Source organism: Natrinema sp. 74, assembly GCF_046097095.1.
Taxonomy (GTDB): domain Archaea; phylum Halobacteriota; class Halobacteria; order Halobacteriales; family Natrialbaceae; genus Natrinema.
This window is the reverse complement of the sequence record NZ_CP175698.1, coordinates 2453838-2477471: the sequence shown is the minus strand read 5'-3', so window position 1 is coordinate 2477471 and position 23634 is coordinate 2453838. Positions and strand designations below refer to the sequence as shown.

The window sequence follows — 23634 nt, the reverse complement described above, 5'->3', positions numbered from 1 at the left end:
ACTGACAGGGGCAGATCAGACTGTCGTTTTAGCTTCTTACAAGAGAAAGACGGGTCGGGATTGAGCAAACCCGAAGGTTGCGATGTTCGACGAATCCATGACTGAACGAGCGAAGCGACGCGAAGGAGTGGACTCGTCGGGATGTATGATTCCGCTCGAGTCGTACAGTTTGGTTCGTATCTCTCATGGTTGTGGTATGTTACGGCAGGTTCTCTCGTCGGACTTCCATCTTCTCGCGCTCGGTGCGGGCGTCGTAGTGTTCGTACAGGACCTCGAGCGACACGTCCATGCGCTCGCTGACGACCTCCGGCGTCGTCTCCTGGTTGAGGTGGTGCGTGATCGCTCCCCGGCGGATCGCGTGGGGAGATCGCGCCGACGGACACTGTGAGGGATTCCCGTCGCTCCCTCGAGCGTCGCATGAACGCGGCGTCTCGCCGTGCGGACACTCCCCGTAGGTGCAAGGGTGCAGCGCTCGAATTACCCACTTATAGATCGTGTTACCCGTCGGTCGCGTCCCCTGTCGCGTCGTGAACAGCGGCTGACGGCCGTGGTCGTCGGTCACCGTCGGTCGGTCCGGGTTGTCACGATACGCGGTGAGAACCGCGAACCACTTCGGCCCGAGATAGACCCAACGGTTCCCGTCGTCGCCGTTCTTCAGCGTCGTCCCGTTCTCGGGCCGGTGCTCTACACGGATCGCGTGGTCATCCGGCTCGAGGTCGTCCACGTCGATCGACTGCGCGGCGCTTCGGCGCATCCCCGTCCGCCAGAGCAGCGCGAGCAGCGCGTGATCCCGCGAGCCGTAGTGATGCCGGTCGAAGTACTCGAGCGCCGTCTTCGCCCGCTGTGCGTTCAAAAAGACGTCCTTGGACTGCGCCCCGTCGGGGAGGTCCGGAGCGTGAAGCTTCTCCGCGAGCCCTTCGTCGACGGCCTCGATATCCGCCCACCACCGGAGCGCCTGCCGAACACTACTCAGTTGTTTCTGCAGGGTGATCGGGGCGACATCAGTACGCCGCCAGTCGACGAAGTCCGAAAGTTCGCGCCCATCGAGCGTATTCAGGTTCTCGATGTCCCGCTCGTCACACCACTCGAGGAAGACCGACAGACGGTGCTTCGCGTTCCGAAACGAGGTCTCACGGACACCAGGCCGGTGATGGCGGAGGAACCGATCGACTCCCTCCTCCGGGGAAAGCGGCTGTAAGCCGTCGCTCATGCCAGATCACCGTCCCCAGAGCCGTCGGTCGCGGCGAGCCCGATCTCGCACGCGTCCGCGAGCCGCTCGAGGCGCTGGAGTAACAGCCCGCGCCCATCGTCCGTAAGCAGGTATTCGTTCGTGCGCTTATCGAGCGCGGACTTCTCGACGAGCCCGCGTTCAACGAGCGTATCGAGGTTCGGGTACAGCCGTCCGTGATTCACCGTCCCGTGCTGGGGCTCGAGCCGGCGTTTGATCGCGAGCCCATAGCAAGTCTCGTTGTCGCGCTCGAGTCGGGCGATCGCTTCCAGGGCGTCGCGCTGGAACCCGGTGAGATCGCCCCAAGTCGAACCGCCGTCGGCCACGAGTCGCTGGTCGGAAATAGTCGATGCTGCTGGTCGTTCGGGGCTTTCAAGACCCCATGAATTGTCGTCGTACATGGCTTGCGTACCATCTCTACGCGAGCCGCGCGGACCCGGTGCCATCAACACCGGCCCGCATTTTCCAAACGGACCCAACGGACAGTCGGGTCCACGTGAAACTCGCGTTACCGAACCAATCTCTACCCTATGGTAATAAAACCATTCACTGACCAGTTTCACTTCTGAGTGTGTTCGGTAGTGATAGCAACGCACACCGGGGCATGTAAACCATAAGTCTTCGATTCGCCGGTAATGAGACACCGGGGGGAATGGATGCAGTTGCCGACCGATGACTACATCCTCGAAGCCCTCGACTCCGGGCTCGGACTTACTCCTGCAGTAATTGCTTGGAACATCGACAAGGGAAGAACGACGGTCCAAAAGCGACTCAACCCGCTCGCTTCTGCAGGGCTGATCGAACGAGTTGACGAGAAAGGTTACTACAGAATCACTGACGACGGTCGCGCTTATCTCGAGGGAGATCTCGATGCGGACGACCTCGAGCCCGACGAGGACTGACCGACTCACGCTTTCTCAGCCCCCTCGAGTCCGGTCCGCCGAATGATCGGCTCGACCCAGCTGGGGAGTTCGTCGTCAGTGCGCTGCCCCTTCCGATTGAGAACCATCACGAGGACCGCAGTGTCGTCGTTCACGCCGAACACCCAGTGACGGCCGCCGTCGACGCGGATATCTACACGCGCGCAATTGGTCGGTGCCCCGGTGATCTCGACCAACGCGCTTCCGGCCGACGTCTCGGTTTCGAAACTGCCCAGTGAATCGCTTGGTTCAGGCGGTGCTTTGGTTGTACTCTCGGACATACTCGACTCGAGGCACGTCGGTACCATATTCCTACAGCGGTACTGGCCGGAAAACGTCGATATTCGCTCTACGCCGCGAAAACAGCAGAGAGACAGGCTGTATCTCGTGGCCGGAAATTGGCCGGAAACTGGCCGGAAAAGAAAATCGCGTTAGCAGTGTACTCGAGGCTTCTAAATAGAGGACGGACCTAAAAATCGATAAGTAAGCCTGTCCACTACGCGGAGAGTATCATCATGCGGAAAGGCAGCCGGATTCAGGCAGAGACACTAGAATTCTGACCGCCTCCCTGTCCAGATCTCATCTAAACAGTGTCCAGACGGACAATCCAGGTCTATCCCCGTAGACTATTGATGAATACGTTCAACGTGCCGGCGACGCTTACGAGGAGTCCGGCATAAACTCCTACAAAGGCTATCAAACGAAAGAGTTGCGAGTTTCGTCCAGATATCCCGAGTATAACTACCGATAGCTGAAATACCAAAAAGCATAATAATAGTATTACTAGTCTGTCCTTCTTGTCCATTATTTCTTCATATTTAGAGCTTCACGTATCGGTCACTTGGATTTTGCGGAATGACCCATTTGTCGTTCCTTCCCAGTGGCAAATTTAGGCCTACCCCAATTCCGCTGTTAGATCCTGTAAAGGTTACTCCGTTACCACCTATTCCAAAAGTCCAAGTATGCGTATATTTCCCGCCAATAGTTGCCTCCGAATCCCTCTCCTTTGTTAATTGAAGACCTAAGCTTCCGTGCATCTTAGTGTCCCCTGCACCTCGTTCATCAGCTTCACCATCCCCTATCCGGGCACCAATTGCGTTGGTTGGCGCATCAAATAAAGGTCGGTTCTTTATTGACGCAGTTGCCGGGGACGTGGATCCGTCGTCCCACTCGTTTTTCACTATCAGTGTAGGGGAACCTGGTTCGAAACTCCATGTACTGTCCTCCCATCCTATCATTGCACCATCCCATGGAATCGCTGCGTCTACGTCGTTGGATCGTCCATCAAGAGTCCAGCCCAGGATGGCATGGTAAAGACTTCCTGACTTGTGCCACGCAGTAAATTGGGAGAGTGTTTCATTTTGGATCCAGACATCACTTGTCGATACACCACCACTCCCAAATGAACCATCAGATGCAGGACTGTAGGTATCTGACGTGGAAGCGTAGTTGATGTCGTGCTTCTCAAGGAGTGAGTGAGCTTTTTGCTTTTTTCCGTTTCTTAGTAGTTTCTGAACTCGTTCATCAATCCCAATATCGCGTGCTGCAGGTTTTGGATCTTCCTGGTCTGCGGTTACTGGACTAGTGCTGAATACCGTAATTGATCCAAGCGATGCGATTGTCTGGCGCCTTGACAGATTCATTACAACAATCTATTGGTAATATCCATCAATAAGTTTTGTGTTAAGTTAGGATTCTGTCTATCAAGGAGTGGGATTGCACCCTCCGTCGATTACCGTCGCGATCATGCCGCCGAGCATGAACGGTATCGAAATCAGAACTGACGGTACTGCTGTATTGAACAGCCGTTTCACTCGCCACTATGAACGTAGAGACCGTATCGGCAACTACTGCTAAGGTTCAGGAACGAAGTAGTTCTTCCCGCGACCTGATCCGGTCGACTCGAGCAGGCCGTACTTGTCCACCAGCGTCGAGAGGTAGCGTCGCCGAGTACGGTTCGGTTTCGGATCCGCAACTCGTTCTTCGTAGGTCGCGTGCAGTTCGGTCACGCTGATTTCGCCGGCGGCCGAGACGATATCGTACAGAAGCCGTTTGTGTGTCCCCAGCGAGTCGACGTGATCCTGTTGGAGATCGCGACGCGCCTCGTCGTGCACCGCATCAATATCCTCGAGCGTGATTTGCGATCGGTCCGAGCGATTGACCCGCCGAGTTGCTTTCTCGAGTAGCTTGATCGCTTTGCGAGCGTCGCCCGCTGCAAGGTCCGCGGTGTACTCGATGGCATCCCGCCCAATCACGCCGGGACGGAGTCCGGCGTCGATCCGCGCCAGGAGAATATCGGTTAATTCCGTGTGCGTATATTTGCGGAGTCGAATCAGTTCGGCGCTCGAGAACCGTGATTTGACCCGTCCGTTCAGGCGATGGTTCGCGAAGAAGTCGTCCTCGTCGATCGTGATCGCGACGATCGTCACGTTCGGGAGATCGCCGATCCCTAATAGAAGCGTCTCGTCCTCGAGCGCGTCGACCTCGTCGAGAATCACGACGATATGGTCGTCGGTGTCTCGGAACGCGTCGATGAACGTGCTGGTCGCGGTCCCGTCCCTCGAGAGGTGGGTGCCGATTCCTGAGTCCTGGGCAAGTCCGTGAAGTACCTCGGTTTTCGACGAGCCGGACATGCAGTTCCAATACGCCCGGCGCACCCCGAACGATTCCTCGCGGAGCTTTCGAACGACGTATTTTGCAAGGGTCGTTTTTCCTGACCCCGATGGGCCGAATATGAGACTGTGTTCCCCACCGACGCCGTGCGTCAGTGGTTCCAATGCAGTGGCGAGCTGGCTGATTTGCCCGTCCCGGTGCTCGAGGTCCTGGGGGACGTAGGTCGTCTCGAGGGCTCGAGCGTTCGTAATCATATAGGTGAATAAGAAAGTAAGGTAATAAAACTGGTAGCCGAAGACGTGTATATGTCTAAAAGTTTTAAGTTCGGATTCTACTAGGTGACATCTATAATGGCGAATTCCAGGGACATTCAAGGAGAGCTATTCGAGATCGAATTAAACGAATTCGGTGACTTCATTGCTGATCTCTGGGAGTATCGCGGATATGTGGTTCGTATCGCGGCAGCGAAATGGGCCGCTTGCTGATTGTGTAAGACCACATTGAACAGATGTTCTAACTGCCAATTTCTACAAAGAACCGGACACAGTTATTCAATAACGAGGAGGGCTACTGCGGACACAAGGGTGAGAACTGTCAGTAGAAGACCAAGAATATAATATGGGTTTCCAAAAGTTGGATCCGTGGCAAATAAAAACAAAATGAAAGCTGAACTAAAAACGATGACCTTCAGCGCCTGTGGTTCAGGATTATACATCTTGCCCAAATATTCTCTGAATTGGCTCAACATTATTCATAGTACTGGGGTATAGATGATAAATCTTGGGTGTGATTAAACTGCAGACTTTTGAATGTGTGGTATATCCTCACTGAGGGTCAATACCTGGAACACCAATAGCATTAGGGAGGAAAAAGACAATCTCAACGCCTTCTCCTTCCGCATTATTATCAAGTATCTGCCACCCTGTAGCTAGAAGGATGGCAGCACATTCGGAAATTATAAAGGCAGGTGCATTTACTGGTCCGCCAGTGAGAAGCGCGGCCACTTGAGCGATACCTGCCCCAGCGAGCATAGCATCAATAACATCATTGGTAAGACAATGGTCCAACTTGATAGTATGTTTCACTCCGTTCCATTGAACAGAATTGGAGTAACTACTCACCCCAGGGCAGGCATCAGCAGTCGTGACAGATAGGGGTTGTTGCTGGGGCTGGGGCTGTGTCACAACTTGACCGTCCTCAATCGTGAAATCAACCTCACCATTTCGTTTACTCTCATTCATCCCCTCAACAGCCTCTTGGATGTATTCTTCGTCTTTCTCACCGTTGTACTCTATGTATCCATCTCCATTAATTACGTACCCCTCACTGCCAGATCTCGTCGTTTGAGCACTTCCGACACCCGTTGCAAATAACGATGCCACACTCAAACCGCTGATACCGGTCGCTGCTCTTAATACTTTTCTACGGGACGCCTCATCGGCAAATTCATCTCTTTCCATCTGCAATTACCAGTATATAGGACAGATATAAATAAGTTATTTGTTGCTATTATTATACATTAAAATAGAGCTTGGACTGCTTATAGAAGATGTTTGTCTCTGTAGAGCCTACTCAATCGCAATTGGATCGAATATGGCGAAGTACAGGTGATCCAACCAGCACGGGTTGCATGTCGACAGAATCCGATCTCCGATTTTGCACATCGAGGGTGAGCCGGGTTGTGTAAAATCGGCCTCGAACCAGGTCACACATCGTGCCGATCGTGCCGACCATCGGCCAGATCTGGTGCTCTTTATATGGGCTCGAAGTTCAAGTCACCGCAAATCTCTAGGATTCCGAGGGGGTTGTGCAAATCACGATGCGAATCCAAAAGACCGAGGCTCGAGAGCGAAAATGGGAGTACCTGAAAGAAGCAACGGGTGAGAGTACGGTTTCGGGTGCGCTCGACGCGGCTGCCGACTACTACCTCAAGATGCGCGGGGAAACGACCGCGCAGCCGAACGGGCGCGTGCCGGAGTTGATCCGCCGCGCCGACCAGGAGGGATCGCTTACCGCCGCGGAGATTGCGGAGATTCTCGATGTCGACGAGCTGCCGCTCGAGTACCAGTCGACATGGACCGTCGGTGAATAGCGGCGCGAATCGACCCAATGCTTATTCCGAGTTCTCGCCTACGATGGAGTATGAGTACTGGCCGCGAGATTCGGCTCATCGAAGAAGACGACGGTGGCTGGTCCGCCGTCGACGAAGAAACCAGCGTCGCCAGTCATGGAGCTACGCGATCGGAAGCGCTTGAGAATCTCGACGAAGCGATCGCACTTCATCGAGGAGAGGTCGGTGAACCGGTCACCGACGACGATCTCCGCGAGTGGGGCATCGACCCTGACGATGTCTCCGACGAGGTCGGTACGCCGGACGCACCCTGGTTCGACGAGGACTGAAATGCCGCGTCGGCAGTTCACTGGCGAGGAAGTTGCGAAAGTGCTGATCAATATGGGATATGCTCCTGTCGATCGAACCGGGAGCCACCTCAAACTCCGCTACGAGCATCCAAAGACCGGCGAGGTTCGGAACGTCACGATCCCACTCGGCGGGGAGATACGAACCGGAACGCTTCGGAACATCGCCGATCAATGCGGTGCGAACGACTTCGACTCCTGGTGTCGGTGGGTCGACGAACATCGGTGAATCCCACTTCGCGACTCACTTCTCTCCGATTTCCTCGACGAGCTCGAGTGACCACTGGCCATCGTCGACATGACGGATATGGATGTGGTGTTCACCGTCGATCTCGCCGTCCTCATCGAGTAGTCCCTCGACGCGGAGGTCGTCCTTCGGCAGCGTGACGCCCGCCGAATTCTGATCTAACATCCGGAGTTTGTTCAACGCCATGCAGCGGGCGGCAACCCGCCTTGGTATAAAGTTTGCTGAACCTAGGTTTTACTTATTTTTTCGACAGACGGGGTTGCCGACCGACCGTATGGCACTTAGTTTGCCTCAAAACGCGGTACCGAGCGCGGTGCGGCGCGAAGATGGAATAGACCTCATTGACAGTGTGCTTGCACCGCTGTTCGTCCTTGCAACGTTCTCGGTCGCAGCGGTCGGGACGTTCTCGTTGAACGATCCGTTCAACGTCGGGTTTGCGGGTGTCCTCTACAGTTCCCATGGCACCGAGGTCACCTACGGATTCATCGTCTCGATGCTCACCGTCGGGACCGCATGGGTCACGAACGGCCAGACGACGATTGACGATTACACCGACATGGAGACCGTCGTCCTCCTGTTGATGATTATTCTGAACATCCTCTCAGCGCTCGTGCCCGCAGTTGCAGTGGCCGTCGCCGGGATGTGGCCACTCGGCTGGTTCATGGTGTTCCTCAACGGAGCCGGGTTCTACCTCATCGCGTACAAGTAGGGGATTCAGGATATGAGACAACGTATTTCGACGGCGCTGATGACGCTGGTCGTGCTCGGGTCGCTGGGCGGGTTCGCGGCGATCGGCACTGCACAGACCGCGGACGTCCCGACTAATAAGACGGTCACGCTCACGAACGACACCGAACCGGTCACCGTCTCGGTCGGGTGGAACGACTCGATCTCCGATCCGGCCAACACCTCGGCGACGGTCACGTTCTATAACGAAACCGAATATGCGACCGACCCGGCGACCGCGACGATCGCCCTCGAGGACACGATCGCGGCCGACGCGGACAACACGACCGAGCGCGAGTACAACCAGTCCGACGGGAACCTCACGCTCGGCAGTGAATACCGCGTCGTCGTCTCGGGGAATGCCTCGGCAATCGACAGCGCGAGCATTTCGGATAGCTCTGGGTTCCTCGGCGGGGTGCCGGGCGTGTCGGGAGACAGCGGCGGACTGCTCGTTGGCCTCGCCGTGGTCGGGCTCGCGGTGATCGGAGCGGCCGTCTGGACGATGCGGGACTAAGCGGTGAGATTATGATTTTCGGAATATCACACATCAGAGTTGCTGAGGCGTGCAAACAGCGGGACGTGGGGGTGTCCGTCTGATGGCGGCCCATCGGCCCACAGCCCATCGCGCGTTTTCGATCCTGTTCGTCGCGCTTCTGGTCGGATCGGTCGTGGCTCCGATCGGGGCGACGCAACCGGCGGCCGCTGAGTCCATGTCGTTCGAGGGAACCTGCAACAGCCCTGCTCAGTACGTCCTTTTCATCTCTTGCCCTCATGCGTCTTGGGCTGTTGATGATGACCCGTCGTCAGACGAGGTTGTCCTGCACAGTATCGCGGTGTCAGAGTCTGAGTCTCTGGAATCTCAGTATCAAGTCCAGAGCAACTATCTCGAGGACACGGCGACGATAGCCTCGCTCGAGGCGCGGCATGCGATCGCGACCGCGTACGAAAACGGCAACACGTCAACAGAGGCCTATCAGAAGGCTGTAGCGGCGATCCGTGACTACTACGCTGTCCAACAGATCAATCACGTTGAACGGCTATCAAAGGCGATGGTTCAGTTTAGTTACATCCAGAACACAACTCGAAGTTCGTCAATATCTGACGACTTCCTGAGTTCGAGCGCCTATACCGACTCTGGCAACAACTACAATGTACAGAAGGTTAGCGTGCTGGATCAGCGTCAAAATGTCAGTTTCGAGCTAACGAACGGGACGACCCATAACATCTCGAGCCTCGTTCTGCGATACAACTACGGCTCTGATGGGACGTGGAGCGGCACGGAGACCAAGCCGATTGCTGCCTCGGAGTTCTCCTACAACAACAGTTCAGACGAGTTTAGATTTACAGCGGACACATCCTACTCTTTCGGGGTATATTCTGACGTTCAAATTATCGTCATGAACGCTGGTGGCGATCTCGAATCTCAGCGTGTGTTCGACTTCCGGGATTGGTATGAGCACTGGCAAGAGATTCAAGAACAGTCGGACAATGTGGCGGCGAATTATGACATGCAGTTTGTCGAGGATCTGTATGCTGAGATGGATGCGGGCAACGTCGAGCCGTCTCAGATTCGTGGCGCTGAGGGTCACGCGCGGTACCTGAGCGGCGATTCGAACGTGACGAGTGAAAGATTCAAGGTGTCTGTCATGTCGATGCTCGGTACCAGTAACCCGGACCTCAATCAGACATCAAATATGGTAGTCTCGTATACGGGTTACACTAAGCAAAACTACACTGAAGTTAACGGGACTCGGACAGTCTCCTATGGGGGGCACGTCTCTAACCGGACGTATGAGGGTTTGCTGTACGCTGATGAGGTGCCAGCAAATGGGTTCGTGAGTGGAGAGACGTATAACGTCTCGTCACTGAATGGGACAGTATCGTTCTATGATGCGGCCAATGGCCGATACGTCCAATTCTTGAAGGGGAACGTGACGATTGAGGCTATGTATGACCGGTCCGGAAACAAGGTGCAGTCTGTGTCGTGGCAGAAACCGCAGTACGGCACCTACAACGCGAGTGAATTCGCCGCGTACATGACCAAGGTAGAGCGCGTCCAACTCCAGACCGACGACGGCGGGCTTGGGTTTGGGCTACCGAACTTCGGCTTACCCGGCGGCGGCTCGTTTGTCGGACTGGCGATTATCGGCGTCGCTGTGCTGGTCGTCGTCGGGTTCGTGACCGACCGCATTCCGGGGGGCAACTGACCATGCGACGACTATTCGTCATCGCGACGGTCGCAGTGCTCGCGATGGGCATGGGTGTTGGACCAGCGGCCGCACAGAGCAACCAAAGCGCGGGGAATCAGACAGTCGCACAGGCTCCCGACGACGCCGTCCAGACGATCGACAACCAAACCCGAATCGTCGATTGGTCGTACTCGCCCGGTCGGTTCACACTCGAGATCGAGGCCGACGAGCCGACGACAATCAGCCTCACCGAGTCGGGCGCGTTCGAGGAGGGGACGACCTCGTTCAACTACGCCGAGCGCGAGCTCGACGCTGGCACCCAGACGGTGAACTTCATCGTCTCGCCGCGACAGGGCGAGACGGGCGCGGCCGTCGCGATCGCGACGCAGAAATCGCTCGACCAGGGCACGGGCGCGATCGTCTCGACGGGGATGGTCCAGCGTAACCCGTTCCGTCACTTCGGCGGCGAGTCCGGGTTGTTCTCTGGCGTCGCGATGACCGTCGGTTGTGCGGCGCTCGGTGCGTGGTACGTCGTGCACTCCGAAGATAGCGGGGTGGTCGAAGCATGAGCGATCTGAGCGGCACGTTCAGCAACTGGAGCGACCGCGTGACCTACATCGTCGCCGAGGCACAGCTACTCGTGTTCGCAGTGCTGTTCTCGGTCGGTGTGGCGATCCTCTGGATTCGGCCGTCGGTGCCGGGTATCCCGCCGATTGTCTTCGGCTGGTTCGCCGCGGCGATCCTCTTAGGGCCGCCGCTGGTGGCGATCTTCATCACCGGCGCGCGGAAACTCCGGAACCGGCGGATGGTCGACGTGTACCACATCAACGGTGTCGACGACACCCGGCGGAAGCTCTACGTCGCTCCCGAAGTTTGGGCCGAGAAAACCGTCGAGGGACCGTCGCCGTACGTCTGCAATGACGGCGACGCCTTCGAAGTCCGCGAGTTTACCTACCACGAGGATACCGACCAACTCGTCGTGCGGGGCTGCTACTTCAGCCAGTTGGCCGACTCGAAACTCGTTACCATCAAAGCGATGCTCGAGGACGTACACGGCGACCTCGTCGACGCCTTTCTCGAGTACAATCGACTCCGCGGCCGTATCTCCAAAATGGGTCTCGAGATCCAGCGCGATGTAGTGAACGAGGAAGCGGAAGCCGACGAGCGCGGGCTGATGAACCCGCGGACGGCTGTGAAGGATCGTTTCGAGGCGGCGAAAGACGACGCGGAAGCCCGCGACATTGACGAAATCAAGGACATCACCCAGTACGTCGACGACTACACTGACCACCACGGCCCTCGGACACCCGTCGAGACAGAGAACCAAGCAGCAACTGACGGAGGAACGGACCGATGAGCGACGAGCAAGACAACTACACGGTCGGCGGCTTTCGGGAGTACCAGGGCGGGAATCACGAACGCGATCCCGACGAGGTGCTTCCGCACTCAGGATTCGTTCGCGACGAACAGATCGATCGCCAGCTCGCCGTCCGGGCGATCCACCACGATCCCGACCGGTGGGACTCCAAGCCCGCCGCGGACTACCTCTCCGTGCAAAAGAACCGCGACATCCTCAAAGCCGAAGGTGGCCACACGGCGCGTCAGGCCCTCGAGAACGGCGACACGGTCACACTCAAACACTACATCGGCGACCCGAGTCAGCAAGCTGATCTCGCCGGTATCAAGGCTGTCACGCGGCTTCAGGAGATCGTCGCCGGTCCCGCGCCCGTGATCGTCATTCTCGGGGAGATGGGTGCGGGGAAGTCGGACTTCGCCGGCCTCCTGGGGCAGCTCCGCCAGCGGTGGGTCGACGGCGATCTCCTCGTCGGCTCAAATATCCGCACGCTCAACCGTAATGACGACTGGGTTCGCGACGACGGCACCGTCGAAGACGGCTGGATTCCCCACTATCCCCTCCTCGAGGAATGGGTTGCCCAGGACGGCAACCCTGTCGAGAACGCCCAACGCCCAAAGCTATTCGTCGGCGACGAGTTCTCGAGCGCGGCCAGTGGCACCGGCGAAAACGGTCACCTCGTTCGGAAACTGATGGGGCCGTTGGTGTTCAAGATCCGCAAGTACGGCGGGGCGTTGATCTACATCGGCCACGACGAATCGTCGATTCACCCGATGCTCTGGCGCGTTGGCACGATCATCAAGAAGGTCAGCAAGAAGCGCGCGGTCGTCGCCGATCGCGTCTCCGGCGGGAAACTCGTCGACGTCGATCCCCGTCCCCTCGAGGGCATCCCGCCGACTGACTGGAACATGGCCACAGAAGAGGCGTCGGACTGGTCGTGGACTGCACCCAACGGCGAAGAGGTCGACGAGGACGCTCTCGAGAAAGACGACGTGAAGCAGGTCGCGATGTGGACGATCAAAACCTGCGTCGACGAGGGCATGTCGCCCAATCAGGCGTCGACGTACGTCCCGTTCAGCAACACGACAGTCTACAACTGGTTGGAAGACTACAACGAGGGCGACAGCGAGAAACGCGACTGGGTTGAAAGCGTCGAGCAGGTGATCGCATGACGGCAGCGAGGTTCCAACCTTCCAATTTCCGCCAACCCCCCTTTAGAACGGTTCGAAGCCCATGGCATGCGCCGCTCCCTACCGGGAGCAGCGCGACCGATGGGCGCGCGGTACGGGTCCGGCGGAGGAGTATATATAGTGGCGCGCGATGCGCGTGGTGCGCGTGAACCGCTCGAAGCGCGCCAACCACTTCGGGACGGCCGTCGAGAAACGGATGGCCGAAAAGCGTCGCTTCGATCTCGAGCGGGCCAGCTGGCACGACGCGAAGTTCGGGAACGGCACGCCCGTCGAAATCAAATCGACGATGCACGAGCACGCCGACGGCCAGCCCGGGAACTGGAAGGTCTATCGGGAGTATCACGAGAACCTCCGGCGGCACGACGGCTGGTACTGTTTCGTCGTCTACCAGCCACATGGGCGCGCTGGCTGTACGGTCCTCCGTGATAAGATGGTTCGCTCAGGCGAGCTTCCGTTACTTCGGTGGCACGGCGGTGGCGATCACCGCGGAACCGAACAGGCGAAGATCCCCATCAAGTCCATTTTTTAGCAGAACAATGCGGGGTAGATCGCCATTGAATGGGGTAGAAGGAAAAGGGGATACCGGTGGCAGTGTACTATTGGTCGGCTGGTTCGGCAAGTTCTAGAAAGTGATTCACGGTGACGCTCTGTTCGCCCGGGTCGGTCACTTGCCGGGTGTAATCAAGTGAAAAGAGGTACTCGCCTTCGTCAAGCGTGCGTGTGAGGGTTGTCTCGGTAATTCCTGTTCGACTATATTCGGAGACGATGGAGACATCGCGATCACCGGCCGCGTAGGCGTCATAGGCCTCACGCTCAAAAACGAGGCAATCAACCTCCGTGTCACCTTCGACTTCAGCCTCGTAGTGCAGAACCTTACCACTCGCCTGTGGCGAATTTGTAAGCGCGGTGGCCGAGAATTGACCGGGATGAAGCGTGTAGGTGCCTTCCCTGCTCTGATCCCGAAACGCCCTCCGAGGATCATTCGGATAGCGGTCAGCATGATCGGGAATCCCGTCGCCGTCCGTGTCAGACTCTGTTGTCGCTGGCGAGGATTGGCGAGTACCTACACACCCACTCCCGATTCCCGCCAGTGCAACCACAACTGCCCGTCGAGACTGCTGCATATCTATGTAGGCAGACTCACGGTCAAAGACCTTTTCTGTTTGACATCAACTATGAACATCAGTAGAAATTAGAATAAATAGTAGAGTTAGGCAGTAGTACCCCCGATTTCGGTCTCAACCTCGAACGTCACTGCTCGAGTCAAGAGTGGCTCGGCGATCTCCCGGCGCTGCTTGAGGGTGAGATCGTCGCGCTTGAGGACGCGGCGGGCAGCCTCCACGAATTTCGGAACGTCGTCGCAGGCACTGACCACAGCTTTCGTCTTGGTGCAGTCGTAGAAGGCAGCTGCACGTTCGATCGCATCTTGTCGATACGCGTAGTCGCCGTCGGTTCTAATTCGCATACTCGTACACACGACCCCCGAAATCCTCGTTTTTTCGACTCACTGAACGGCCCATTTCGGCCCAAAACCGGCGGAATCTGTCGACCAGTCGGAGAAGAACGGCGGTTCAAGCGACGGATCGACTCGAGATATGCACACGAGGTGTCGCGACTCGTGTGCATATTCGGGAATCGTATTTCTGTCGACGTGCAACCCCGAAGAGCCACTGGAGAAGATACTGTTCTACAGCCGGTAAAATGATGGTCCATCAATCAAATTCCTCTTGAATAGAATGGGATGGCTTGGTTCTGGAGTGAGGGTGTTGCGCAATACGGTAGACAAAATTCGAACAGGAGAGAGATGGTATGATGAGAATATTGCTCAGGACATGTTAGCTGAAGTGGAATCTGCAAAAGAGGGGGATCCCCCTGGCGAATATGGATCGCGGACCTCTAATTGGGAAGAAGCAGTGAGTGCAACTGCGAGAAGAAAAGCGGATGAGATGATTCGAGACGCTGCAGAACAATATACTGAGGCACTCGAAGAATTAGAGAAAGTGGAAGAAAAGAGAGTCAATATTGCAGAGCATTTTATCGGAAATCTACCCGGTGGACGAGTCGAGGGAACACAGGTTGAGATAGTAACGGGAGTCACGGAAAGAGAAGGAAGGCTAGGACCAGCGGAACCGCGTCCTCTACATGGGAGTTTTGACTTATGGCTTGACGAAGCATGGCCCGCTTTTGAGGAGGCTAATAGTAAATCTGAACTGAGGAGGCATTTAGAATCTGAGGCAGAAAAAGCAGAAACATACCTTGATGTATCCGTATTTCAGTGCTGGGAGGATCAACTGTCGGAGGACAATTGGCATAATGATTTCTGGGAAGCCTATAATGAAGAGTATTTAGAAAGATACCGCCAGAACATTAACAGAATGCGAACAGCGAAGTCGGATGTCCAATCACATTCTTCAGAAGTTGACAAACTCATAGAAACAAAGATATAAACAAATGAAATACAGAACTGGATATCAAATCCGACAATTCTTTATCAGTCGATGCACTAGCACAGCCAGAACAAAGTAGCTAGATATATTGATACGACATTAACATGGATTCATGAAATACTCTGAGTCGGGGTGGGAAAACACTCGCCCCTCTAAACAAAATTTAGATAAAATAACTATTACCACCAGCCATTCATTTAGAAAAAGAGATAGATATGGTGTGTGGGGTTTTCTAGAGAATTCGCCTATCTATCAGATTGATCGTCGAAATGATCGACGCGGAGTAGCGCATGTAGATTCTAATGGGTCTTCCCTGACGGTTGAATTTCATATTGAGATGACTGCCGACGAGCATACGGATCGATTTAGGGAAAGGTCCCAGGAAGTTAACACGCTCCGGCTAAAGGTTACACATCGCAATTGTAGAGGGAATAGCTCAAAGGAATGTGCTAAAACTTGTCTCAATGCTCTTCACAAGGTTGAGCAGACGATAACAGGTATCTCCTCTGAAGAATCTCTAAGTATCACTTACCACTATGACGATAAAGTAAGAGAAGAATATCATCAGGAGAGAATAGATGGATTCCAAATCTCTTTATTTGACCATAAGCTGCAAGTGCAACATGTTCCTCGAGACGATCTCAAACAAGCGTTAGAAGCAGTCGCTGCATATCAGTCTAGAAGCCTAAAATAACCCTCTCTCTGTTCACACAAGGGGCTCAACTATATTATAGAAATAATTCACTTGTTCATCCCTACTCCGGTCTCCCCAGAATGCTATACTGGATTTGTTCGCTGAAACACCCACTTCTGAACCGTCGAAATGCTCAGACTCAAACTTTGCATATGTAGGTTGGCCATTCTGATTGAATCTTGCGGCTAGTGATGAATCATCAATATCACCATAGAGTGAAGCAGTGGTTGTGTGGTCTGTAGGATTATTCCAATAACCCTCTTCAATTGTATCTGAGTCCTCTTCTGTTACATCTATCACAAGTCCCGATGAGAATCGGACTTGGTTAAACTCGTCCGTGTCTAAGTCCAGTATTTTTCGGACCTCTCGCTCAACAAATGACCGTCTATTGTAATCCAAGAAGAAGACATAGTCTGATGTGAATCGAACTTGAGCCGTACTCAAGTTGCGAACAGGTTCGGTTCCTCCACGAACACGTACAGAGTCAGCAGTATCGTATCGGACCCGACATTCTACTCCTCTTGAAACATGAGCCAGACTGCTAATATCCGTTTTCAATGTGTCTAATTCCTGATGTGGTCGTTCGTGTTCATAGCTGCTATTTAATTTATTGTAAAGATCGGATGTATCGATACTGTCATCGGGCTCGTAAATCACTATAGATGATACCATGTTCGATTAGGTTAGAGTTTGAATACAAAAGGATTATCATATCTGTGTTAGTAACACTCAGTGCCTCCTGCTGTAAGAAGAGATCATTTCATTTGAGAGTATGGTAGAAGCACCTCTGCGATAAATTCAGAAAATTCCTCTGAGTCAATAGAATCTGGTTGATATACTTCAATATATCCGCTTTTAGTCAGGAATAGTTTGAGCAGTTCACCACCATATTCAAAATTGGCCCCAATTTGATTTTTATTGGAATCAGTTACTACTGCTCCAAACTCACTGTCGTTAAATACAGCGTCACCATGCAAGACACCATTCTCTGTACCGTCAGCACGGCCTTCGAAACCGACCTTCCAGTATTCAGCATCATCGTATTCCGCTGTGAAAGAGTCAACATTTATTTCTGCTGGGAAGGCGGTATGAGCGGTTTCTTCACTCAATAATGGGAACAAGAATTTACCGGCGGAATTGTCAACTATGACAAATTCGTCAGGAACAAGCAAGAAAGTCGTAGTGTAAACCCTCCTTTCTGCCGACTCAGTGTTTATGATCTCTCCTTTCTCAGTAATCTCTGGTGATTCAATGTATTCAACATCTTCCTTAGCAGCTTTACCGATGTAACAGTTCTTACCTTCATTAAGAGAGAGTTTTTCTTCGATCTCCAATGCTGTAGAAACTGCATCAAAGGGAGCATCGCCCGGTAATTCATGTTGGGAATGGGCCTCATTAATCGTGTCACTATCCGAACTTAACAGAGCCAGTTTGCCAGATTTCATGTTCTGAGGAACACATTCTAGATACTTTATTCCTCCTAGTTAGGGTATATGCTACCTATTGTTTCGGTATTCTGGGTAGTATAACATCTATTCCTACGTTTCTCCGTATCCTTGTGCGCTTGAGCAAGTAATAGAGGCCGTTTTGAGGAGTCACATGGAATATTTCTACCCCCTCATTTCGTGTGCTTCAACTGGAGATTTTCGCACGCAAGGGGGGCGGGGCGCTGTAGTTTTTTGTCCCTGTCCCCTTGGGGACACCCGCCAAGGGGGCTTTCGCGCTTCGCGCGAAACGACCCCGCAGGCGTCGTGGTGCGGTCGCGGCGATCGCCGGGGCTACCCCCGCCGGAATACAACCTCAGTTGTGAAAATCAGTTATCGATGAAAGTGTGATTGCGCAAACGAAACAGAGGGGTAGTGTTGCCACTACCCAAGCCGGTTCAGCGGTCGGCGACCGCGCCGACGAATCCGGTTTCAGTCCTGCCTCCCGGCGTCTTCCACGTCAGCTCGGCGCCGCGGAGGACCGTCGGATCGTTCCCCGACTTCGACCACTTCTCGAGGGCCTCTGCGGCGATCGTCTGGACGTTCTCGAAGCTATCGGCCTTCAACCGGGAGAGAATCGTGTCGATCCGCATTCGGCGGGGCTCACCCTGATCGTCGAACGAGAGTTCGGCTCCGTTCTGCGCGAGCCACTTCTGGAACGGCGACGACTCTGCAACATGATCGGCCAATCCCATCAAATGCTGCATCCGATCGCCGTAGCTCTCGATCGCGTACTCGGCCGACTCGACGAGTGACCGCAATTCCTCGCGGTACTTCCGGGCCCGGAACGATACGTCGCCCTGGTCGAGCTCGAGGACTTCGCCGAGATCGTTGATCGCCCGGTAGATCGTCGCGGGATGCTTCCCCAGCTGGTCGGCGAGTCCGTCGACCGTCGCACCGCCATCGGTCGCGACCGTCTCGGTCACGTCCCTCGCGGTCTCGCCCATGTCCCGCAGCGTCGTCATCAACAGGTGGTCTGTCTTCGCCTCGAGGCGCGGCGTCGGGTCTTCGTACAGTTCGACCCGCTCGTCTCGAGCGACGGCGTCGAAGTGATCGTCAGCGATGTAGACGCCGTTTCCGTCGGGTCCGAGCGGAATATCTTCCCAGTGGAGCGCGTTCAACACCGTCTCCTCGATCTGCTCAGTCACTTCGTGGCGATCGGCCCACGCCCACGCCTCGCCGTCGTTCATCGACTTGTTGACCAGCACCTCCACCTTCGGATGGTACGACGGGTGATCTTTCGACACCGCGTCCGGGTCCTTCAGCTGGTAGATCTCGAACTTCCGCCCGTAGGTGTGGCCAGGTAGCAACTCGCCGGCCGACGACGGATCGAGAAACAGCCGGTTCTGGTGATTGATGACCTCCCGGTTATCGATGTGTAGCTCGGCCTTGACGCCCTTGAGGTCGGAGAGGTAGTGTGCGACCTTCTGCAGTACTCCGGCCGACGAGAGCTTTTCTGCCCACTCCCGTCGAATCCGGACGTACCGCTCGTACGCCCACATCCGGCTCGCTTCGTGGGGCTCGGTCCGGAAGTATTCGGGATGCACGCGCTCGCCGGCGTGATCGAACACGGCCGCGAAGAACTCCGGCAACAACTCGAGGCCGCGCTCGGGTTCGATGTTACTCGTGTGGAACTCGACGTCGACGCCGTCGACCTCCCCGACCTGATTTTCCCACGGGAGCTGTAACCGCTCACCGCTCTCCCAGTGGCGCATGTTCGGGAACCGCGGGCCGATGTTGTACGACGCCTTCCGCTCGCCGCGCCCACGGCCCACGATATCCCACTCGTAGAGACGCTCGGCGTTGATCCCGTCCGACAGCCGCGGCGCGAAGCCCGACTTACTGTAGCTGACCTCCAGGTGCCAGGGCTCGCCGTCGATCTCGGTCGTGATCTCGAGGTAGCCCTCGAATGGTGGCCCGAGCATCACCGACGACAAGGCATCGTACGGACCGCGGCCCCAGTCAGGCCACTTCCAGCGGCCCTCAATCTCGTGCGGTGTCGTCTCGACTTGGGACACCGCTACTCACCTCGATCACGATCGCTCTCGAGCAAGCCAGTGAGCACGGCGACGGGATTCCACCACGTCGCGGTCTGACAGCCGTAGCAGACGTGCTTGAACGACGTACAGTCCGTCGCCTCGAGGGCGGTCGGATTGGCCTGCGGGTGTTGGTCCATCTCCTCGAGGCTCGCGCGTTTAACGCGCGTCCGCCCACAGCCCACGCAGACCGCGTCGACAGGGACACCGAACTGCCCGGCCGCCGGGCTCGCTAGTTCGGCCTCGAGGTCGCGGTCGTCCTGGTCGGCGTCGACGCTCACCGCGAATCACCCACGGTTACGGCTGGATCGACGCCCGCCGGGTCGATCACGTGCGACCACGTCAGCTTCGCGACTTCCTGTTCAGAACGCGAGCCACCGACCTCGTACCACCGCCCGGATAGCAACTCGTCAACGAGCGTCGCCGGCACGATCGCCCGCGCGACCTGGGGCAACCCCGGTCGCGGGAGATACACTACGAACAGGTACATACCGTCCGCCTCGAGCAGTTGCTCGTGAGCAGCGCGCTTGACGTAGAACCGGCCGCGAGTCGAACGATCGCCGTTGCTCGTCTCTATCTGGCAGCCCTTGATCTCAACGGGAACGCCGGACTCGACGAGGACGATCCCGTAGAACGGTAGTGACTGATCCGGCTCGAGGACGGCGGTGGTCCGAGCGTCGTGCCAGGTTGCAGTCCGATCACCGACGTACTCGAGCGTATCGACGGCCTGGACGATCTCGCCTTCAAGGGCGTCGCCGCTGGCCTTCGGACTCTCGAGTTCCGACGCTCGAGAACTCATAACGGACCCTCCCGCGCGTCACGAACCGCGCGCGTACAGTCTGGGCAGAGCCGGCGAAGCGCGTCGACGCGGTCACCGCATCGTTCGCACTCGGCGGACTTGACGAGTCGGCTCACGCCGATCCACCTCGCTTCTCAAGAGCACGCCGAACGTCCTCGTCGGTCGCTTGATGGGCCGGATGGGCGATGGGCGTCTGACTCTCGACATCGTACAACCGGTTAGCCAGAACGAACCCGCTACACATCGCCCTCACCCCCGTGGCGGCCAAGCGACGTTTCTGGATCGGGGACCGCCACGTCGACGCCAGCTGCAGAGCCGCGGCTCAGTCGCGCGTAGGTATCGCAGTCACCACAGCGATGGGCGCGATCCTCGTCATCACCAAAGACGCGCCGGAACCGGTCGGTGACATGAGTGCCACAATGCAGACAGGTAGACTGTGCTACTTGTCTCGAAAATGTAGTACTCATGCCGACCACCCCGGATTTCCTTCGTGAAAATCACCAGACTGCGCTGACCCGAATTCGACATCGTTAGTCCTTCGACTCTCGGAGGGGGTTTGTACGAATCCGTGATCAATGCATAATTCTGCATCAGCCGCGAGAGCGGCGACTAATCGGACAATTCGAAACGTGACAAGAGTCGAATGGACTCGTCGGGATTTGAACCCGAGGCCTCTTCCTTGCGAAGGAAGCGATCTACCACTGATCTACGAGCCCTCGCACGTTCTTATCCGTGGTTTCTATTTGAGGCTTGCGTTTCGGGACCGGATAGAGACACCACACCACGGACGACGCTCGAGCGGCTTGCCCAGATACGCTCCCAGATTTGCGGTCACGTCAGTCAGCAGGTCGATCGCCGGCCGATGACGGGGTGACGGCAAGGACACGGAGATGTCCTGCGAACAGTCCGGTGAGGAGGCCGGTGAAGTGGCCGACCAGTGCCACGCCCGGGGAGGCGGTCGCGAGGGTGAGCGCGACCGCGAGCCCAACGAACACGAGGATCGACAGCCAGCGCGGGACGGCGACGAACGAAGCGAGACCGACCGAGAGTCGGTTCGACGCGATGAGATATCCCAGGAGGGCGAAGACGGCACCGCTGGCACCAAGGACGCCCGGCGTCGGCGCAATGGACAGCAGTGGTATCGCCGCGAGAACTGCGGTGAGAACGATCTGGGAGACGCCGGCGAGCGCACCAGACACAGCGAAAAAGGCGTGAAACCGTCCGCGAGTCGTCGCCCGCGCAACTGGCCAACCGAAGACGACCAGCGCGAGAGCGTTCGAGAGAAGATGACCCAGTCCGCCGTGGGCGTAGACGCTCGTAATGATCGTCCAGGGATTCGTCACCAGCGGCGGCGCGAGGACGAAGAGTCCGCCCATCACGCCCACCAGCACGGTGAGCCACTGGACGAGCGCGACGAGAACGAAGACGACGAGCAACTCGAGAATTGGGCCGATCGAACCGGTCGCAGACTCCGCGTCCGTCTCGGAATCGGACCGCAAATACAGCTCCGACTGAGTTCGTGACCGCGAACGTCTCGCCATACGTACCGTTTGGTGCGGCAAGAGACAAAAACCTCGGTGCGGATCGACAAGCCGTAGAAGCGGACTAGTGTGTCCGTGTTGCCAGCGCGACCGCTATCGGATCAAATACCGGCCCGCAAAAACGGCAAAACTCGCACTCGAGTCGCGATCGACCGGTCCTCAGTCTTCGAGGACGATCTCGATCGAGACGTCGTTCGGCACCTGAATGCGCATGAGCTGTCGGAGTGCGCGTTCGTCGGCGTCCAGATCGATCAGGCGCTTGTGGACGCGCATCTCCCAGTGCTCCCACGTGGCGGTGCCTTCGCCATCAGGCGATTTCCGGGTCGGCACCTCGAGGGTCTTCGTCGGCAGCGGGATCGGACCGCTCAGGTTGACGCCGGTGTTGTTCGCGATCTCGCGGACGTCGTCGCAGATGTCGTCCAGGTCGTCTGGACTCGTGCCCGCGAGTCGAACGCGTGCCTGCTGCATTTATTTCTCGTTGACGTCGAGGACCTTGCCGGCGGCGATGGTCTGACCCATGTCGCGGATGGCGAAGCTCCCGAGTTCGGGAATCTCGCTGGACGGCTCGATGCTGAGGGGCTTTTGCGGTCGGATGGTGACCACAGCAGCGTCACCCGACTGGATGAAGTCGGGGTTCTCCTCGGCGACCTCGCCGCTCGAGGGGTCCATCTTCTTGTCGATGGACTCGATCGTACAGGCGACCTGGGCCGTGTGTGCGTGGAAGACCGGGGTGTAGCCGGCCGTGATCACGGACGGGTGCTGCATGACGACGACCTGTGCCTGGAACGTCTCGGCGACGCTCGGCGGGTCGTCGGCGGGGCCACAGACGTCACCGCGGCGGATGTCGTCCTTGCCGATGCCGCGGACGTTGAATCCGACGTTGTCACCGGGTTCGGCCTTGGGAACCTCTTCGTGGTGCATCTCGATGGTCTTGACCTCGCCACCCACGTCGCTGGGCTGGAAGGAGACATCGTCGCCGGTGTTCATGATACCGGTCTCGATCCGTCCGACGGGGACGGTACCGATACCCGAGATGGTGTAGACGTCCTGGATGGGGAGTCGGAGCGGCGCGTCCGTCGGCGGCTCCGGCTCGGGCAGGTCGTTCAGGGCCTCGAGCAGAATCTCGCCGTCGTACCACGACGTGTTGTCGGACTCCTCGGCGATGTTGTCGCCCTCGAAGGCCGAAATCGGGATGAACGAGGCATCGTCGGTGTCGAACTGGACCTGCTTGAGCAGCTGGGTCACTTCCTCGACGACCTCGTTGTACGTCGACTCCTCGTAGTCGACGATGTCCATCTTGTTGATGCCGACGATGAGCTCGTCGATACCGAGGGTACGGGCCAGGAAGACGTGCTCCTGGGTCTGAGGTGCGACGCCGTCGTCGGCGGCGACGACGAGGACGGCGTTGTCGGCCTGGGACGCGCCCGTGATCATGTTCTTCACGAAGTCGCGGTGGCCGGGACAGTCGACGATGGTAAAGTCGTAGACGTCCGTCGAGAACTCCTGGTGGGCGATGTCGATGGTGACACCGCGCTCTCGCTCCTCAGCGAGGTTGTCCATGACGTAGGCGAACTCGAAGCCGCCCTTGCCCTTCTCCTCGGCTTCCTCGCGGTGCTGTTCGATGACGTGCTCGGGTACGCTCCCCGTCTCGTAGAGGAGTCGTCCCACGAGCGTACTCTTCCCGTGGTCAACGTGACCGATGATGGCCAGGTTCTGGTGTTGGTCGCTCATTGTTGTAGCTCACGCGC

At 56.7% G+C, this 23634-nt stretch carries 32 protein-coding genes and 1 tRNA gene; 13 read left to right on the top strand and 20 right to left on the bottom strand.

Translation table 11 applies throughout. The features are described 5' to 3' along the window. Positions 1-199 precede the first annotated feature (199 nt). Positions 200-1210: a tyrosine-type recombinase/integrase gene (locus tag ACJ70B_RS12290; protein WP_408957282.1), complete on the bottom strand. Its 1011-nt coding sequence runs from the start codon at positions 1208-1210 to the stop codon at positions 200-202. Further along, positions 1207-1629, bottom strand: a complete 423-nt coding sequence (locus ACJ70B_RS12285; RefSeq protein ID WP_408957281.1) for a helix-turn-helix transcriptional regulator — start codon at positions 1627-1629, stop codon at positions 1207-1209. The genes ACJ70B_RS12290 and ACJ70B_RS12285 overlap by 4 nt, the downstream gene beginning before the upstream one ends. A 234-nt stretch (positions 1630-1863) precedes the next feature. On the opposite strand from ACJ70B_RS12285, the gene ACJ70B_RS12280 reads away from it, so the two are divergent. Beyond that, on the top strand, positions 1864-2130 hold the full coding sequence (locus ACJ70B_RS12280) for a winged helix-turn-helix domain-containing protein (protein WP_408957280.1): 267 nt from the start codon (positions 1864-1866) through the stop codon (positions 2128-2130). 5 nt (positions 2131-2135) lie between these two features. On the opposite strand, the gene ACJ70B_RS12275 is transcribed toward ACJ70B_RS12280, so the two are convergent. The 5 genes from ACJ70B_RS12275 to ACJ70B_RS12255 form a co-directional block, all read right to left on the bottom strand. Next, complete coding sequence (locus ACJ70B_RS12275) at positions 2136-2429, bottom strand: hypothetical protein (RefSeq protein ID WP_408957279.1); 294 nt, start codon at positions 2427-2429, stop codon at positions 2136-2138. A gap of 537 nt (positions 2430-2966) precedes the next feature. Further along, positions 2967-3791 carry a hypothetical protein gene (locus ACJ70B_RS12270; RefSeq protein ID WP_408957278.1) on the bottom strand — a complete coding sequence of 275 codons (825 nt, stop codon included), beginning with the start codon at positions 3789-3791 and terminating at the stop codon, positions 2967-2969. A 210-nt stretch (positions 3792-4001) separates the two neighbouring features. Further along, positions 4002-5015 (bottom strand): Cdc6/Cdc18 family protein, encoded by a 1014-nt coding sequence (locus ACJ70B_RS12265; protein ID WP_408957277.1) that lies wholly within the window; start codon positions 5013-5015, stop codon positions 4002-4004. A gap of 293 nt (positions 5016-5308) precedes the next feature. Continuing rightward, positions 5309-5509, bottom strand: a complete 201-nt coding sequence (locus ACJ70B_RS12260; RefSeq protein WP_408957276.1) for a hypothetical protein — start codon at positions 5507-5509, stop codon at positions 5309-5311. Positions 5510-5585: 76 nt separating this feature from the next. Beyond that, positions 5586-6221, bottom strand: a complete 636-nt coding sequence (locus ACJ70B_RS12255; protein WP_408957275.1) for a hypothetical protein — start codon at positions 6219-6221, stop codon at positions 5586-5588. Between the two features lie 359 nt (positions 6222-6580). Here ACJ70B_RS12255 and ACJ70B_RS12250 point away from each other — a divergent pair, with 359 nt between their 5' ends. Genes ACJ70B_RS12250 through ACJ70B_RS12240 form a run of 3 tightly spaced genes read left to right on the top strand, consistent with a single transcriptional unit; the run spans position 6581 to position 7408 of the window. Beyond that, complete coding sequence (locus ACJ70B_RS12250) at positions 6581-6853, top strand: hypothetical protein (protein WP_408957274.1); 273 nt, start codon at positions 6581-6583, stop codon at positions 6851-6853. Positions 6854-6903: 50 nt separating this feature from the next. Then, the gene (locus ACJ70B_RS12245) at positions 6904-7161 is read left to right on the top strand and encodes a type II toxin-antitoxin system HicB family antitoxin (protein ID WP_408957273.1); all 258 of its coding nucleotides are present in this window, start codon (positions 6904-6906) and stop codon (positions 7159-7161) included. Position 7162: 1 nt separating this feature from the next. Further along, positions 7163-7408: a type II toxin-antitoxin system HicA family toxin gene (locus ACJ70B_RS12240; RefSeq protein ID WP_408957272.1), complete on the top strand. Its 246-nt coding sequence runs from the start codon at positions 7163-7165 to the stop codon at positions 7406-7408. Positions 7409-7423: 15 nt separating this feature from the next. Here ACJ70B_RS12240 and ACJ70B_RS12235 read toward each other — a convergent pair whose 3' ends face one another. Continuing rightward, positions 7424-7612, bottom strand: a complete 189-nt coding sequence (locus tag ACJ70B_RS12235; protein WP_408957271.1) for a hypothetical protein — start codon at positions 7610-7612, stop codon at positions 7424-7426. Between the two features lie 88 nt (positions 7613-7700). On the opposite strand from ACJ70B_RS12235, the gene ACJ70B_RS12230 reads away from it, so the two are divergent. From ACJ70B_RS12230 to ACJ70B_RS12200, 7 genes are all read left to right on the top strand, one after another. Beyond that, entirely contained in the window at positions 7701-8135 is a 435-nt protein-coding gene (locus ACJ70B_RS12230; RefSeq protein WP_408957270.1) for a hypothetical protein, read from the top strand. Between the two features lie 12 nt (positions 8136-8147). Continuing rightward, positions 8148-8666, top strand: a complete 519-nt coding sequence (locus tag ACJ70B_RS12225; RefSeq protein ID WP_408957269.1) for a hypothetical protein — start codon at positions 8148-8150, stop codon at positions 8664-8666. A gap of 82 nt (positions 8667-8748) precedes the next feature. Beyond that, positions 8749-10359, top strand: coding sequence for a hypothetical protein (locus ACJ70B_RS12220; protein ID WP_408957268.1), 1611 nt, complete (start codon positions 8749-8751; stop codon positions 10357-10359). 2 nt (positions 10360-10361) lie between these two features. Continuing rightward, the gene (locus tag ACJ70B_RS12215) at positions 10362-10910 is read left to right on the top strand and encodes a hypothetical protein (protein WP_408957267.1); all 549 of its coding nucleotides are present in this window, start codon (positions 10362-10364) and stop codon (positions 10908-10910) included. Next, complete coding sequence (locus tag ACJ70B_RS12210; RefSeq protein WP_408957266.1) at positions 10907-11698, top strand: hypothetical protein; 792 nt, start codon at positions 10907-10909, stop codon at positions 11696-11698. Before ACJ70B_RS12215 ends, ACJ70B_RS12210 begins: the two co-directional genes overlap by 4 nt. Further along, complete coding sequence (locus tag ACJ70B_RS12205; RefSeq protein ID WP_408957265.1) at positions 11695-12867, top strand: hypothetical protein; 1173 nt, start codon at positions 11695-11697, stop codon at positions 12865-12867. The genes ACJ70B_RS12210 and ACJ70B_RS12205 overlap by 4 nt, the downstream gene beginning before the upstream one ends. 163 nt (positions 12868-13030) lie before the next feature. Further along, positions 13031-13414 carry a hypothetical protein gene (locus ACJ70B_RS12200; RefSeq protein ID WP_408957264.1) on the top strand — a complete coding sequence of 128 codons (384 nt, stop codon included), beginning with the start codon at positions 13031-13033 and terminating at the stop codon, positions 13412-13414. Between the two features lie 67 nt (positions 13415-13481). Here ACJ70B_RS12200 and ACJ70B_RS12195 read toward each other — a convergent pair whose 3' ends face one another. Beyond that, a complete protein-coding gene (locus ACJ70B_RS12195) occupies positions 13482-14009 on the bottom strand; it encodes a hypothetical protein (RefSeq protein WP_408957263.1) in 528 nt (175 codons plus the stop codon). A gap of 86 nt (positions 14010-14095) precedes the next feature. Then, positions 14096-14350, bottom strand: a complete 255-nt coding sequence (locus ACJ70B_RS12190) for a hypothetical protein (RefSeq protein WP_408957262.1) — start codon at positions 14348-14350, stop codon at positions 14096-14098. A gap of 271 nt (positions 14351-14621) precedes the next feature. Here ACJ70B_RS12190 and ACJ70B_RS12185 point away from each other — a divergent pair, with 271 nt between their 5' ends. Both ACJ70B_RS12185 and ACJ70B_RS12180 read left to right on the top strand, forming a co-directional pair. Further along, on the top strand, positions 14622-15332 hold the full coding sequence (locus ACJ70B_RS12185; protein WP_408957261.1) for a hypothetical protein: 711 nt from the start codon (positions 14622-14624) through the stop codon (positions 15330-15332). Between the two features lie 112 nt (positions 15333-15444). Further along, positions 15445-16026 (top strand): hypothetical protein, encoded by a 582-nt coding sequence (locus ACJ70B_RS12180; protein WP_408957260.1) that lies wholly within the window; start codon positions 15445-15447, stop codon positions 16024-16026. 12 nt (positions 16027-16038) lie between these two features. Here ACJ70B_RS12180 and ACJ70B_RS12175 read toward each other — a convergent pair whose 3' ends face one another. The 10 genes from ACJ70B_RS12175 to tuf form a co-directional block, all read right to left on the bottom strand. Continuing rightward, positions 16039-16698, bottom strand: a complete 660-nt coding sequence (locus ACJ70B_RS12175) for a hypothetical protein (RefSeq protein WP_408957259.1) — start codon at positions 16696-16698, stop codon at positions 16039-16041. A gap of 83 nt (positions 16699-16781) precedes the next feature. Further along, positions 16782-17471: a hypothetical protein gene (locus tag ACJ70B_RS12170; protein ID WP_408957258.1), complete on the bottom strand. Its 690-nt coding sequence runs from the start codon at positions 17469-17471 to the stop codon at positions 16782-16784. Positions 17472-17908: 437 nt separating this feature from the next. Beyond that, positions 17909-19528, bottom strand: coding sequence for a DNA-binding protein (locus ACJ70B_RS12165; protein WP_408957257.1), 1620 nt, complete (start codon positions 19526-19528; stop codon positions 17909-17911). 2 nt (positions 19529-19530) lie between these two features. Continuing rightward, positions 19531-19827 (bottom strand): hypothetical protein, encoded by a 297-nt coding sequence (locus ACJ70B_RS12160; RefSeq protein ID WP_408957256.1) that lies wholly within the window; start codon positions 19825-19827, stop codon positions 19531-19533. Then, complete coding sequence (locus ACJ70B_RS12155) at positions 19824-20345, bottom strand: hypothetical protein (RefSeq protein WP_408957255.1); 522 nt, start codon at positions 20343-20345, stop codon at positions 19824-19826. The genes ACJ70B_RS12160 and ACJ70B_RS12155 overlap by 4 nt, the downstream gene beginning before the upstream one ends. Before the next feature lie 236 nt (positions 20346-20581). Then, complete coding sequence (locus ACJ70B_RS12150; protein ID WP_408957254.1) at positions 20582-20812, bottom strand: hypothetical protein; 231 nt, start codon at positions 20810-20812, stop codon at positions 20582-20584. A 177-nt stretch (positions 20813-20989) separates the two neighbouring features. Next, positions 20990-21061: transfer RNA gene (locus ACJ70B_RS12145), tRNA-Ala, on the bottom strand. 120 nt (positions 21062-21181) lie between these two features. Beyond that, positions 21182-21886 carry a rhomboid family intramembrane serine protease gene (locus ACJ70B_RS12140; RefSeq protein ID WP_408957253.1) on the bottom strand — a complete coding sequence of 235 codons (705 nt, stop codon included), beginning with the start codon at positions 21884-21886 and terminating at the stop codon, positions 21182-21184. A 159-nt stretch (positions 21887-22045) separates the two neighbouring features. Further along, positions 22046-22354, bottom strand: a complete 309-nt coding sequence (gene rpsJ, locus ACJ70B_RS12135; RefSeq protein WP_004215311.1) for a 30S ribosomal protein S10 — start codon at positions 22352-22354, stop codon at positions 22046-22048. Next, entirely contained in the window at positions 22355-23617 is a 1263-nt protein-coding gene (tuf, locus tag ACJ70B_RS12130) for a translation elongation factor EF-1 subunit alpha (RefSeq protein ID WP_408957252.1), read from the bottom strand. It lies immediately after the preceding gene. Positions 23618-23634 lie beyond the last annotated feature (17 nt).

Bases quoted from the DNA above. Each gene is read 5' to 3' on its own strand.
- ACJ70B_RS12290 (WP_408957282.1), bottom strand. From the start codon at position 1,210: ATGAGCGACGGCTTACAGCCGCTTTCCCCGGAGGAGGGAGTCGATCGG.
- ACJ70B_RS12285 (WP_408957281.1), bottom strand. From the start codon at position 1,629: ATGTACGACGACAATTCATGGGGTCTTGAAAGCCCCGAACGACCAGCA.
- ACJ70B_RS12280 (WP_408957280.1), top strand. From the start codon at position 1,864: ATGAGACACCGGGGGGAATGGATGCAGTTGCCGACCGATGACTACATC.
- ACJ70B_RS12275 (WP_408957279.1), bottom strand. From the start codon at position 2,429: ATGTCCGAGAGTACAACCAAAGCACCGCCTGAACCAAGCGATTCACTG.
- ACJ70B_RS12270 (WP_408957278.1), bottom strand. From the start codon at position 3,791: ATGAATCTGTCAAGGCGCCAGACAATCGCATCGCTTGGATCAATTACG.
- ACJ70B_RS12265 (WP_408957277.1), bottom strand. From the start codon at position 5,015: ATGATTACGAACGCTCGAGCCCTCGAGACGACCTACGTCCCCCAGGAC.
- ACJ70B_RS12260 (WP_408957276.1), bottom strand. From the start codon at position 5,509: ATGTTGAGCCAATTCAGAGAATATTTGGGCAAGATGTATAATCCTGAA.
- ACJ70B_RS12255 (WP_408957275.1), bottom strand. From the start codon at position 6,221: ATGGAAAGAGATGAATTTGCCGATGAGGCGTCCCGTAGAAAAGTATTA.
- ACJ70B_RS12250 (WP_408957274.1), top strand. From the start codon at position 6,581: ATGCGAATCCAAAAGACCGAGGCTCGAGAGCGAAAATGGGAGTACCTG.
- ACJ70B_RS12245 (WP_408957273.1), top strand. From the start codon at position 6,904: ATGAGTACTGGCCGCGAGATTCGGCTCATCGAAGAAGACGACGGTGGC.
- ACJ70B_RS12240 (WP_408957272.1), top strand. From the start codon at position 7,163: ATGCCGCGTCGGCAGTTCACTGGCGAGGAAGTTGCGAAAGTGCTGATC.
- ACJ70B_RS12235 (WP_408957271.1), bottom strand. From the start codon at position 7,612: ATGGCGTTGAACAAACTCCGGATGTTAGATCAGAATTCGGCGGGCGTC.
- ACJ70B_RS12230 (WP_408957270.1), top strand. From the start codon at position 7,701: ATGGCACTTAGTTTGCCTCAAAACGCGGTACCGAGCGCGGTGCGGCGC.
- ACJ70B_RS12225 (WP_408957269.1), top strand. From the start codon at position 8,148: ATGAGACAACGTATTTCGACGGCGCTGATGACGCTGGTCGTGCTCGGG.
- ACJ70B_RS12220 (WP_408957268.1), top strand. From the start codon at position 8,749: ATGGCGGCCCATCGGCCCACAGCCCATCGCGCGTTTTCGATCCTGTTC.
- ACJ70B_RS12215 (WP_408957267.1), top strand. From the start codon at position 10,362: ATGCGACGACTATTCGTCATCGCGACGGTCGCAGTGCTCGCGATGGGC.
- ACJ70B_RS12210 (WP_408957266.1), top strand. From the start codon at position 10,907: ATGAGCGATCTGAGCGGCACGTTCAGCAACTGGAGCGACCGCGTGACC.
- ACJ70B_RS12205 (WP_408957265.1), top strand. From the start codon at position 11,695: ATGAGCGACGAGCAAGACAACTACACGGTCGGCGGCTTTCGGGAGTAC.
- ACJ70B_RS12195 (WP_408957263.1), bottom strand. From the start codon at position 14,009: ATGCAGCAGTCTCGACGGGCAGTTGTGGTTGCACTGGCGGGAATCGGG.
- ACJ70B_RS12190 (WP_408957262.1), bottom strand. From the start codon at position 14,350: ATGCGAATTAGAACCGACGGCGACTACGCGTATCGACAAGATGCGATC.
- ACJ70B_RS12185 (WP_408957261.1), top strand. From the start codon at position 14,622: ATGGGATGGCTTGGTTCTGGAGTGAGGGTGTTGCGCAATACGGTAGAC.
- ACJ70B_RS12180 (WP_408957260.1), top strand. From the start codon at position 15,445: ATGAAATACTCTGAGTCGGGGTGGGAAAACACTCGCCCCTCTAAACAA.
- ACJ70B_RS12175 (WP_408957259.1), bottom strand. From the start codon at position 16,698: ATGGTATCATCTATAGTGATTTACGAGCCCGATGACAGTATCGATACA.
- ACJ70B_RS12170 (WP_408957258.1), bottom strand. From the start codon at position 17,471: ATGAAATCTGGCAAACTGGCTCTGTTAAGTTCGGATAGTGACACGATT.
- ACJ70B_RS12155 (WP_408957255.1), bottom strand. From the start codon at position 20,345: ATGAGTTCTCGAGCGTCGGAACTCGAGAGTCCGAAGGCCAGCGGCGAC.
- ACJ70B_RS12150 (WP_408957254.1), bottom strand. From the start codon at position 20,812: ATGAGTACTACATTTTCGAGACAAGTAGCACAGTCTACCTGTCTGCAT.
- ACJ70B_RS12140 (WP_408957253.1), bottom strand. From the start codon at position 21,886: ATGGCGAGACGTTCGCGGTCACGAACTCAGTCGGAGCTGTATTTGCGG.
- rpsJ (WP_004215311.1), bottom strand. From the start codon at position 22,354: ATGCAGCAGGCACGCGTTCGACTCGCGGGCACGAGTCCAGACGACCTG.
- tuf (WP_408957252.1), bottom strand. From the start codon at position 23,617: ATGAGCGACCAACACCAGAACCTGGCCATCATCGGTCACGTTGACCAC.